The sequence below is a fragment of the Thiogranum sp. genome, assembly GCF_058323355.1.
This window is the reverse complement of the sequence record NZ_JBTTIO010000101.1, coordinates 1-10,737: the sequence shown is the minus strand read 5'-3', so window position 1 is coordinate 10,737 and position 10,737 is coordinate 1. Positions and strand designations below refer to the sequence as shown.

Below are 10,737 nucleotides of genomic sequence, written 5' to 3'. Positions count from 1 at the left end.
GCCGAACTTGACGGAGATGTTTTCAAACAGGGGTTTGGCCCCGAACTGCATAGTGATATTGGCTGTAGAGATCAAGATAATGTACCGAAGGTGCTGATTCAGAAAGGCGCGAGGCCAAAGCGGGGTATTATCGCATATTTTGCGCTGACTGGCCTGGCTGACGCCCAATTAACCGCTGGAGGCCCGCAAATCAGTCCGCCAGGCGGGTGGAAATCACCGTCCAGCGCATCGGCACACGGCAATCACGTTCACCAAACGCGCGACGAAGGCCGGATGCCACGTTTTCTACCACATCATCGAGGCGGGTATCGCCACGTTGCTCGATTTCGACCCTTAGCGGTGAACCGGTCACCATACCCAGCGCCGCCTGGCGCGGATCGGCAAATACACACTCGCCGTCCAGCGTGGTGAAAGCGACATCTGTGAAGCCGGCTTCAGTCATATCGTCACGAATCATCGCCTGGTCGTGGTAACTGAATGGCACATGAAGAAAGGCAGGCGGGTTGCCTTCGAAGAAGTCCGCCATGATTTCGTTGACGGTACGCGGCAATGGATTGTGCGCCAGTGAATCCCAGACGCTGAACAACAGCCGGCCTCCGGGCATGAGCACACGGTGTGCCTCGCGAAAGGCCTGCACCTTGTCCGGACAGAACATGATACCGAACTGGCAGGCCACTACATCGAACTGTGCCGATTCAAAGGGCAATTGCATGGCATCGGCCACCTGGAAATCAATATTTTTTGCCGATGAAAATTTCTGCTCCGCATGCCTGAGCATATCCGCATTCAGATCGCTGGCTGTAACACGCGTTTGTTCCGGCAGACGATCCCGGATCACGCGGGTTGCAATACCGGTACCTGCGGCGACTTCCAGCACATGCTGCGCAGGCTGCCCTGCAACGCGCATTGCCAGATCTTCCGCGCAACAATGGAAAAACATCGGCCCCAGATAACGGTCGTAGTTTTCCGGAATGTTTCCCGTGAAGGCGCTGTTGATATCGGTCATGGCGAAACTCTTTTTTCCTCGGGCTAATGCAGCATACTGTAACGCGTGAAAGGTCGCACCCATTCAAACCGGCGCCGGCGGCAGAGCCGACAGACTGTATTCTGTAAGCGCATCGAGAAAATCCCGGCCATACTTCTCCAGCTTGGCCTGCCCGACACCGGACACCGCCAACAGCTGGTCTTCATCCAGTGGGCGCAGTGCTGCCATTTGTATCAGCGTGGCATCTCCGAACACAATGTAGGGCGGTACGCCCTGTTCGTCTGCCAGGCGTTTGCGCAGTTCACGCAAATGTTCGAACAGGGCTTCATCATAGGGCCCGGTATCACGTGCGGCTTTCGGTTTTTTCTTCGCCTTCGCCTTGATGCGCGGCAGGGCGAGTTCAAGGCTGATTTCGCCTCGCAGCAAGGGCCGCGCTGCGTCAGTCAGTTTCAATACCGACCAGGCCGCGATGTCCTGGACCAGGTAACCATGATGGATCAACTGGCGGATGATAGACATCCACTCCTGCTCACTATGGTCAGTGCCGATACCCCAGGTTGAGAGCGCCTTGTGGTTGAGACTGCGGATGCGTTCAGTATCAGCACCGCGCAGCACATCGACAACGTGCTTTACCCCGAAACGTTGCCCGACGCGGTACACGCAGGACAACGCCTTGCGCGCATCGTCCGTGGCATCAAAGCGTTCCGGTGGACTGAGGCAGACATCGCAATTGCCGCACTCATGTTCCTGCCGTTCACCGAAATACCCCAGCAACACGCGCCGCCGGCAGGTCAGGCTTTCTGCAAAACCGGTCATTGCATTGAGTTTGTGCAATTCGATACGCCGCTGCTCGGGGTTGGCACTGGCTTCCACCAGCCGGCGCGCCGTCATCACGTCCTGCGTGCCGTAGAGCAGGATGGCTTCCGAAGGCAGACCGTCACGACCGGCGCGGCCGGTTTCCTGGTAGTAACCTTCGATATGTTTCGGCATGTCATAGTGCGCCACAAAGCGCACGTCAGGCTTGTCTATGCCCATACCAAAAGCCACCGTCGCGACCACCACCTGCAAATCATCGCGCAGAAACCGTTCCTGCACATCGACGCGGTGCGCCGCCGGCAACCCGGCATGATAGGCATCGGCATTGATGCCGGCCTCGCACAGTTTCTCCGCCACTTCCTCGACACGCTTGCGCGACAACGCGTAGACAATGCCGGATTCATCCCGGCGACTGTCGAGAAATTGCATCAACTGGTCAAACGGCTTGTGTTTGTCCAGCACCGTATAACGGATATTGGGCCGGTCAAAACTGGCGACATAGCGCTTCGCCCGCTTAAGGCCCAGCTGGTGGACGATATCCTCACGTGTCTGCGGATCGGCAGTCGCCGTCAACGCCACCAGGGGAATACCGGGGAAGCGGTGTCGTAATTGCCCGAGCTGAACATACTCAGGCCGGAAGTCATGCCCCCACTGGGAGACACAATGCGCTTCATCCACGGCAAACAGGGCAATATCAATATCCGTCAGGCGCTGCATGAAATCGTCGGACACCAGACGTTCCGGGGCGATATACAGCAGGTCGAGTTCGCCGGCGTGCAGCTTCGCCAACACCCGGCGCGCGTCTTCAACCACCAGTGAAGAGTTATAAAAAGCGGCAGCCACACCGTTGGCACGCAACGCATCCACCTGGTCTTTCATGAGTGAGATCAGTGGAGAAACAACAATCCCGACACCCGGGCGATGTAACGCAGGCAACTGATAACAAAGTGATTTTCCACCACCGGTAGGCATCAGCACAAACGCATCGTCGCCGTGAATCAGCGCCTCGATGACCGCCTGCTGGTCATCGCGAAAGCGGCTGTAGCCAAACACCCGTTGCAGGGTTTCCTGTGGCGTCGCGCCTGCAACACCCTGTCTTTGTCCTGCCATCTCCGGCCTCCCTGCCCGTGGCTTATCGGTCTTTGTCACACAATGACACGTTACCCCGCCTGGCGCGAGATACGCATCAACTTCGCCAGCATCAGCACCAGTGGTGTACCGTGCAGGAACAGGTCAAAAATATCGACAGGGCGAACCAACTCACCCGCGGACAGCATCTTCAACTTCTCCCACAGGTGCGGCTCGGGCACGAAAGGTGCAAAACCAAGAAATACCGCAAGCGGTACAATCACGGTAAAAGGTATTTTGTCCAGCCAGCTCATCGAGCGTATTCCAGGTATCAGCGCCGTAATATTTAAAAGCTTGCCGATTATAGCGACTGACACAGAAATCGCGAACCTGTGCCTGACAGATGCATCTTTTCGAAACACCATGCCATGAATGGCACCAAGTTAAGTCGAAATCACCACTGTCATCCCGGCGCAGGCCGGGATCCAGGCGGTTTGATCAAGCTTTCTGGATTCCCGCCTGCGCGGGAATGACGGGATTTAAGGCTTAACCTGGTGCCATTACACCATGCCATTATCTTTCTTTTGCAATCAACAGGTTTTAACTTACAATGGCCGGCGTGGAGCACACCGATCTGAAAATCCAGGTGGGCGAACTGTTGCAACTTCAGCCGCGTGACGGCGATGACTCGCGGCGCCTGCACGTCAATCTGATAGGCTACCTGCCCGGCGCAAGCCTGCTGGTAACCACGCCCATGGTCGCCGATAAAGTGATGATTATCCGTGAAGGCCAGCCGTTTGTGGCCCGCATGATGGTGGGTAATCGTATTGTCGGCTTCACCACCACTGTGCTGCGCAGCTGTTCGCGGCCGTTTCCCTACCTGCACCTGTCCTACCCCGACGAGATGGAGCAGATTACTGTCCGCAAGGCGCAGCGTGTGCGTGTCAGACTGTTTGCCTCGCTGAAAAACACCAACCCCGACTTCCAGTTCGACAAACCGCAATCTGCAACTATCGTGGATATCAGTACATCGGGCGCACTGCTGGTGGCGAGTGATCAACTGGGTGATATCGACGACAAGGTTATGGTCAACTGCGCTGTGAAACTTGCCGATGCCGAAAAACTGCTGTCACTGCCCGCCATCATCCGCAATGTACACGTTGAACCCAGCGAAGAGCACGGCGAGCACAGTTTTTACCATGGACTGGAACTCAACCTGACCTCGCAACAGGATGTATTTGCGCTGCATGGCTATGTTTACGAACAGATTGTGAAGGCGCAATCGGAATAGCCTGTGGAATACGACTGCACCCTGATCACTTCACGCCTGCGGCTGGCCTTCCCGGTGTTCCGCCGGATTGAGCATACACTGCCGGCACAGACCCGAATGAACCAGACTGGCAAATTCAGCATTATCTCCACCTGAGCCTGACCATGAGAATTATTATCCGGATGTTTTTCAAACTGGTGCGAGCCATCGTCGGCCCGCTTCTGCTGTTGTGGGAGTGGATCACAGCACCAAAAGGCAAGCTGCGCACAGAAGCAGAACAACAACGTGTAGACGAAGCCACCCGTAACCTGGCGATCTACCAGTTTCGCACCTGCCCGTTCTGCATCAGGACCCGCCAGGCCATGAGGCGGCTGTCACTGAATATCGAGCTGCTGGATGCGCAAAATGACCCGCAACACCGCCAGGCGCTGCTGGAAGGTGGCGGCGAAGTCAAAGTACCCTGCCTGAGAATTGATGAAGGCGAGCAGGTCACCTGGATGTATGAATCCGGGCGGATTATCGATTACCTGAACGAACGCTTCGGCTAATCCGTTTTTGTCGGGCCTGCGGTCAGGACGGTAAACGTCATCACCACACCGACTGCCAGTAAAATACCGGAGAACACCACCAGCGCTTCTGCCATGGTGACACCCAAAAGCAGTTCCGGGGTATAACCGCACGGCTCCATTACCTGAAACACGGACGGGAACCATTTATCCAGCGCAAACCAGGCCGGCAGCCCCGATTCCATGGCACAGCTGCCCTCGATCGTCCCGCGTTCGGTACCCAGCAGCAGCAGTGAACGCTCCAGCATACCGGCGCCCACGACCACGACCAGCAGCTGCGCCAGCAGCAGCAGGCCACGCAACTTCCGCGCCAGTAATCCCGCGACACCGGCAACCAGCAGGCCCAGCAACCACACCCGCACATGAATACACAGCACGCAGGGCCAGTAGTCCAGCCGGTACTGGTAGAACAACGCCACACCTTCCATTGCCACTGCCAGCAGAACAAGCGCGGCCCAGTAAGTCATACTGCTGGCTACCCGGTACAGTGTGTCACGCATAAGAGCTGCCCTATTTGATAATCCGGTAACAGGGAATGTATTCCTTGCCGGGCAGCTTCATCCGGTGCTGCTCAACAAATGAACCCAGCAATTCGTCCATGGGCTCCATGATCTCCGCGTCACCGCGAATCTCGAAATGACCGTGTTCCTCAATGGAACGTATCCCTTCATCCTTGACATTACCCGCTACCACGCCGGAAAACACACGGCGCAGGTTGGCGGCCAGTTCATGCCGGTCCTGGTTTTTGTGTAGTGCCAGCGAGCGCATGTTCTCATGTGTCGGTTCAAACGGCTTCTGGAACTCGGAATCTATCTTCAGCATCCAGTTGAAATAATAGGCATCGCCGTGCTGTTTGCGGAATTCACGTACCTGGCGAATCCCCTCGGCCATTTCACGCGCCACGCGCTCCGGGTCATCGATAATTATCCTGTAGCGTTGCTGCGCTTCGATGCCCAGCGTATCGAGGATAAACCGGTTGATACGCCTGAAATATTCTTCCGCACGCCTGGGGCCGGTGAAAATCAGCGGGAACGGCATCGCGGTATTCTCCGGGTGCAACAGAATACCCAGTAAATACAGGATCTCCTCGGCAGTACCGGCACCACCGGGAAACACCACGATACCGTGCCCGACACGTACAAAGGCTTCCAGGCGTTTTTCGATATCCGGCATGATGACCAGGTTGTTGACGATTGGGTTGGGCGATTCCGCCGCGATAATGCCCGGTTCGGTAATACCCAGGTAGACACCCGGACTGGTGCGCTGCTTGGCATGGCCGATATTGGCACCTTTCATGGGGCCCTTCATCGCCCCCGGTCCGCAGCCGGTGCAGATATCCAGACCGCGTAATCCCATCTGGTACCCCACCTCCTTGGAATAGTCATACTCCTCCCGGCTGATGGAGTGACCACCCCAGCACACGACCAGGTTCGGCTCGACCCGCGGCACCAGGATGCGTGCATTACGCAGTATGTGGAACACCGCACTGGTCACACCATCCGGTGTATCGAGGTTGATCTTCGGATTGTCCTCGATTTCGTCGCTGACGTAGATCACATCGCGCAGTACGGCAAACAGGTGTTCGTTGATACCCTTGATCATCACGCCATCGACGAAGGCATGGGCCGGCGCACCGGTGACCTCCAGCTTGATACCGCGCTCCTGCTGGATGATGCGAATGGCAAAATCCGGGTAGCGTTCCAGCAACTCCTTTCCGTCGTCCAGCGAGCTGCCGCAGTTGAGTACCGCCAGTGAGCAGTTGCGGAACAGGCTGTAGAGGCCACCCTGGCTGGTATCGAGCAGGCGATTCACTTCAGATTTGGACAACACGTCCAGACGTCCTTCCGGACTGATGCGGGCATCAACGACTTCGTAATCCATTGGGTTGTTTTTATCCTGTTAATCCGGGACATGGAGTATAGCGGCAATTAGCGGCAGGAATGTTGCCTGCCGACACTGAACGGCATGCCGATGCGCCAATGAAATGCCGGCGAAAAACCCGCCATCCGCTGCAAAATTTTCCTGTCCACCCTCTTGACATCTGCACGCTGCCCCTTCAACCGACCTCTGCTTATGCACAGGTGTCATCAAACGGTAAGAAAATCATCGCTCGAACCGGCCTCCGCTTGATTTCCAATCGACATAAATCATGTTACTTACTGTTTTATATAAATAATTGAAAATTGATCAAAAAATGCACGATTTAACGCTGGACGCGTATTTTCAGGCATTCGCTGCACTTTGACCGACTTAGTCCACAAAGTTATCCACAGAATCTGTGGATAACCTGCAAGGTAATAATCCTTTTCTCCCGCGGTTGATTTATCCTTGCACGCACACCACCTCTATAGTCCGGGAAACCCAACAAGAAAAGAGACCATGGACAAACAGAAAACAGACGATTACATCAATGAAAATGGCTCTGCTGCCAACGAGCTGATTCGCGCACAGGACGCCCTGCCCGGCACCATCCCGATTCTGCCGCAAACCGAACGGCCGTTCTTTCCCGGCCAGGTTATCCCGCTGCTGATCGACCCCGACACCTGGGAAACCACCATTCGACTGGCGCAGGAAAACTCGAACAATGTGATCGGGCTGCTGCTGGCCGATACCGAGCGGGCCGAACAGGCCACGGTCAATGACTTCTATAAAATGGGTACTGCAGCACGCATCCACCGCATTGGTCGCGTTGACGGCCGTTTGCAGGTATTGCTGGAAGGCATGCAGCGTTTCCGTGTGACCGAATGGATTGGCAAGCAAGCGCCTTTCACCGCACAGGTTCGCTATTTCTCCGAGCCGGCCTACGACGAAGATCCGGAGATCAAGGCCTACGCCATCGCCATCATCAACACCATCAAGGAGCTGGTGCCGCTGAACCCGATTTACGGCGAAGAATTCAAGCTGTTCCTCGATAATTTCCATCCCAACGACCCGTCACACCTGGCTGATTTTGCCGCCAGCCTGACCACCTCGGCCAGACACGAACAGCAGGAAGTCCTGGAGGCGGTCGATCTGCTGAAACGCCTGCAACGTGTACACGCGCTGCTGATCAAGGAACTGGAAATCGTTAAAACCCAGGCACAGATCCGTAAGCAGGTCGAACAGGACATGCAGCAACACCAGCGCGAACACATCCTGCGCGAACAGATGAAGGTCATCCAGAAGGAGCTGGGTATTTCCAAGGATGACCGCACGGCGGAACTGGACAAGTTCAGGGAACGCCTGGAAGCCCTGACGCTGCCGGAGGCTGCGGAAAAACGTATCAAGGAAGAAATGGACAAGTTCGCGGTACTGGAAACCGGCTCACCGGAATACGCCACCACCCGCAACTACCTCGACTGGCTGACCGGCCTGCCATGGGGCGTACACACCAAAGACCAGCTGGATCTCGGCGAGGCGCGACGCATTCTCGACGAGGATCACGACGGCCTGGATGATATCAAGCAGCGCATCATGGAATTCATCGGCGTAGGCATCATGAAGGGCGAGGTGTCCGGCTCGATTATTCTGTTCGTGGGTCCGCCCGGTGTTGGCAAGACCTCACTTGGCCGTTCCATTGCCCGCACACTGGGACGCAGGTTCTTCCGCTTCTCACTGGGCGGCATGCGTGACGAGGCAGAGATCAAGGGCCACCGCCGCACCTACGTGGGCGCCATGCCCGGCAAGTTCATCCAGGCGATCAAGGACACCCGGTCAGCCAACCCGGTCATCATGCTCGACGAGATCGACAAGGTCGGCGCTTCCTACCAGGGCGACCCGGCCTCGGCGCTGCTGGAAGTCCTCGACCCGGAGCAGAACAGCGATTTTCTCGATCATTATCTGGACGTGTCCTTCGACCTGTCAAAAACGCTGTTCATCTGTACGGCCAACCAGCTCGACACCATTCCCGGACCGTTACTGGACCGCATGGAGATTATCCAGCTGTCCGGTTACCTCGCCAGCGAGAAAATGGACATTGCACGTCACCACCTGCTGCCGCGTCAGCTGGAACGCAATGGCCTGAAACAGCGCGGGCAGTTACGCATCGACAAGGCAGCACTGCGCAAGATCGTGGAAGACTACGCACGCGAGGCCGGTGTACGGCGACTGGAAAAATACCTGGGTAAAATTGCACGCAAGGCCGTGGTAAAGATTCTTGAGGGAGAGAAAACACCGATACATGTTCGTGCCAGAGATATTGAGGAATACCTCGGCAAACCGGTATTCAGCCGTGAGAAACCCATATCCGGCGTTGGCGTCATTACCGGCCTGGCGTGGACCGCCATGGGTGGCGCCACCCTGAGTATCGAGGCCACGCGCATTCACAGTTTTACCCGTGGCTTCAAACTCACCGGACAGCTGGGTGATGTGATGCGCGAGTCTGCAGAGATTGCCTACAGTCATGTACTGGCCAATGCCGAGCGCTGGGGCGCATCCCCGGACTACTTTGAAAACTCACTGATCCATCTGCATGTACCGGCCGGCGCGACTCCCAAAGACGGCCCGAGTGCCGGCATCACCATGGCCTGCGCACTGTTGTCACTGGCTAAAAACCGTCGCCCGGTACGTAACCTGGCCATGACCGGTGAACTGACACTGACCGGGCAGGTACTGCCCGTCGGCGGCATCCGGGAAAAAGTGATTGCTGCGCGGCGCGTGAATATCCGCGAACTGATCCTGCCCGCCGCCAACCGCGGTGACTTCGAAGATATTCCCGAGCATATTCGTGAAGGCCTGAAGGTCCACTTTGCCGGGAAATTCGATGACGTGGTACCGATCGTATTCAACAAGTGATCGTACTGTTCAACAAACCCTTCCGGGTACTGTCACAGTTCACCACGGAAGGGGCCAGAGCCACGCTGGCGGACTATATCGACATACCGGGTATCTACTGCGCCGGTCGTCTCGACTATGACAGCGAAGGCCTGCTGGTGCTTACCGACGATGGCAAACTGCAACAGCGCATCGCCAACCCGAAATACGGCAAGTCGAAGGAATACTGGGTACAGGTAGAAGGCGAGCCCACCGAGGCCGACCTGCAGCCGCTACGCGAGGGTGTCACACTGAAAGACGGCCCTGCCCGCCCGGCACAGGCTGAACTGATGGATGAACCGGACATCTGGCCACGCAACCCGCCAATCCGGGAGCGCAAAAATATCCCGACCCGCTGGATCAGACTGACACTGGGAGAAGGCCGTAACCGGCAGGTTCGCCGCATGACGGCGCATATCGGGTTTCCAACACTGCGGCTGATACGCTACCGGGTGGGCGACTGGACGCTGGACAATATTGCCAACGGTGAATTTATCCTGCTCAACCATCAGGCACTCTCTTCCCGGTAGCCAATCGCACGAAAGAACAGTGTCACCAGGTAGTCCGTCAATTCATTGAGATCGAGTTGCTGGTAACGCGGGGTACGGAAAATGCACTTGGCATACAGGGCCTCGCGTAACATACCCTGAAACATGAGTGCGGCAATCCGGCCATCGGTCTGTTGCACGGCACCGGTTGGCAGCAGCTCACGGATGGTGACTTCAATATAGTCGGTAAACGGGCGCCAGCGGTTTTCAAAAAACTGGCGGGTGGCATCGCTGCCTTCCAGTGCACTCTGTAACTCCATGCGCAGGTAATCCGGGTCATGCGACACACTCTCCACATAACGACGCGTGATCATGCGCAGCACTTCGCTGAAGCTGCCGTCGCTTTGTACAACGGCCTCGACATAGCTTTCACGTTTGCAGGCAATCTGGTTCAGGACTTCCTCGTACAGGGCTTCCTTGGAGGGGAAGTGACGATACAGAATGGCAGGACTCACCCCGACGCGGCGTGCAATCTCGTCGACAGACACGCCGTGATACCCCTTGTCGGAAAACAGCACTTTCGCCACGGCAAGTATGGCTGCCTTGCGTTCGGATGCCTTGAGTCGTTTGGCCAATCCCTTCCCCACCCCATGTAATGTACCCGGACAAACGGGGTGTGGGGGGGGCCCCCGCGAAGGCACCCGGGGGGGCGGCCACAAAGCAAAAACCCCGCCGGCTGATAAAAAGAGTAAA

At 56.7% G+C, this 10,737-nt stretch carries 11 protein-coding genes; 5 read left to right on the top strand and 6 right to left on the bottom strand.

Translation table 11 applies throughout. The features are described 5' to 3' along the window. Positions 1-190: 190 nt before the first annotated feature. The 3 genes from ACW81B_RS12910 to ACW81B_RS12900 form a co-directional block, all read right to left on the bottom strand. Positions 191-1,006 carry a class I SAM-dependent methyltransferase gene (locus ACW81B_RS12910; RefSeq protein ID WP_491580631.1) on the bottom strand — a complete coding sequence of 272 codons (816 nt, stop codon included), beginning with the start codon at positions 1,004-1,006 and terminating at the stop codon, positions 191-193. A 63-nt stretch (positions 1,007-1,069) separates the two neighbouring features. Then, positions 1,070-2,911 (bottom strand): DNA helicase RecQ, encoded by a 1,842-nt coding sequence (recQ, locus tag ACW81B_RS12905; protein ID WP_491580630.1) that lies wholly within the window; start codon positions 2,909-2,911, stop codon positions 1,070-1,072. 50 nt (positions 2,912-2,961) lie between these two features. Further along, positions 2,962-3,183 (bottom strand): RND transporter, encoded by a 222-nt coding sequence (locus ACW81B_RS12900; protein WP_491580629.1) that lies wholly within the window; start codon positions 3,181-3,183, stop codon positions 2,962-2,964. Positions 3,184-3,479: 296 nt separating this feature from the next. On the opposite strand from ACW81B_RS12900, the gene ACW81B_RS12895 reads away from it, so the two are divergent. From ACW81B_RS12895 to ACW81B_RS12885, 3 genes are read left to right on the top strand one after another with little or no spacing between them, the layout of a single operon-like run. Further along, a complete protein-coding gene (locus ACW81B_RS12895) occupies positions 3,480-4,160 on the top strand; it encodes a flagellar brake protein (protein WP_491580628.1) in 681 nt (226 codons plus the stop codon). Between the two features lie 3 nt (positions 4,161-4,163). Further along, the gene (locus tag ACW81B_RS12890; RefSeq protein ID WP_491580627.1) at positions 4,164-4,295 is read left to right on the top strand and encodes a hypothetical protein; all 132 of its coding nucleotides are present in this window, start codon (positions 4,164-4,166) and stop codon (positions 4,293-4,295) included. 8 nt (positions 4,296-4,303) lie between these two features. Continuing rightward, positions 4,304-4,687 (top strand): glutaredoxin family protein, encoded by a 384-nt coding sequence (locus tag ACW81B_RS12885; RefSeq protein ID WP_491580626.1) that lies wholly within the window; start codon positions 4,304-4,306, stop codon positions 4,685-4,687. On the opposite strand, the gene ACW81B_RS12880 is transcribed toward ACW81B_RS12885, so the two are convergent. Then, the gene (locus tag ACW81B_RS12880; protein ID WP_491580625.1) at positions 4,684-5,205 is read right to left on the bottom strand and encodes a disulfide bond formation protein B; all 522 of its coding nucleotides are present in this window, start codon (positions 5,203-5,205) and stop codon (positions 4,684-4,686) included. The genes ACW81B_RS12885 and ACW81B_RS12880 overlap by 4 nt on opposite strands. Positions 5,206-5,215: 10 nt before the next feature. Continuing rightward, the gene (gene ppnN / locus ACW81B_RS12875) at positions 5,216-6,586 is read right to left on the bottom strand and encodes a nucleotide 5'-monophosphate nucleosidase PpnN (protein WP_491580624.1); all 1,371 of its coding nucleotides are present in this window, start codon (positions 6,584-6,586) and stop codon (positions 5,216-5,218) included. Between the two features lie 498 nt (positions 6,587-7,084). On the opposite strand from ppnN, the gene lon reads away from it, so the two are divergent. Beyond that, positions 7,085-9,478 (top strand): endopeptidase La, encoded by a 2,394-nt coding sequence (gene lon, locus ACW81B_RS12870; RefSeq protein WP_491580623.1) that lies wholly within the window; start codon positions 7,085-7,087, stop codon positions 9,476-9,478. After that, positions 9,475-10,026, top strand: a complete 552-nt coding sequence (locus ACW81B_RS12865) for a pseudouridine synthase (RefSeq protein WP_491580622.1) — start codon at positions 9,475-9,477, stop codon at positions 10,024-10,026. Before lon ends, ACW81B_RS12865 begins: the two co-directional genes overlap by 4 nt. On the opposite strand, the gene ACW81B_RS12860 is transcribed toward ACW81B_RS12865, so the two are convergent. Beyond that, the gene (locus ACW81B_RS12860; protein ID WP_491580621.1) at positions 10,005-10,619 is read right to left on the bottom strand and encodes a TetR/AcrR family transcriptional regulator; all 615 of its coding nucleotides are present in this window, start codon (positions 10,617-10,619) and stop codon (positions 10,005-10,007) included. The genes ACW81B_RS12865 and ACW81B_RS12860 overlap by 22 nt on opposite strands. Positions 10,620-10,737 lie beyond the last annotated feature (118 nt).

Excerpts from the sequence above, each read along its gene's own strand:
- ACW81B_RS12880 (WP_491580625.1), bottom strand. The coding sequence starts at position 5,205 with ATGCGTGACACACTGTACCGGGTAGCCAGCAGTATGACTTACTGGGCC.
- recQ (WP_491580630.1), bottom strand. The coding sequence starts at position 2,911 with ATGGCAGGACAAAGACAGGGTGTTGCAGGCGCGACGCCACAGGAAACC.
- ACW81B_RS12885 (WP_491580626.1), top strand. The coding sequence starts at position 4,304 with ATGAGAATTATTATCCGGATGTTTTTCAAACTGGTGCGAGCCATCGTC.
- ACW81B_RS12910 (WP_491580631.1), bottom strand. The coding sequence starts at position 1,006 with ATGACCGATATCAACAGCGCCTTCACGGGAAACATTCCGGAAAACTAC.
- ppnN (WP_491580624.1), bottom strand. The coding sequence starts at position 6,586 with ATGGATTACGAAGTCGTTGATGCCCGCATCAGTCCGGAAGGACGTCTG.
- lon (WP_491580623.1), top strand. The coding sequence starts at position 7,085 with ATGGACAAACAGAAAACAGACGATTACATCAATGAAAATGGCTCTGCT.
- ACW81B_RS12895 (WP_491580628.1), top strand. The coding sequence starts at position 3,480 with ATGGCCGGCGTGGAGCACACCGATCTGAAAATCCAGGTGGGCGAACTG.
- ACW81B_RS12900 (WP_491580629.1), bottom strand. The coding sequence starts at position 3,183 with ATGAGCTGGCTGGACAAAATACCTTTTACCGTGATTGTACCGCTTGCG.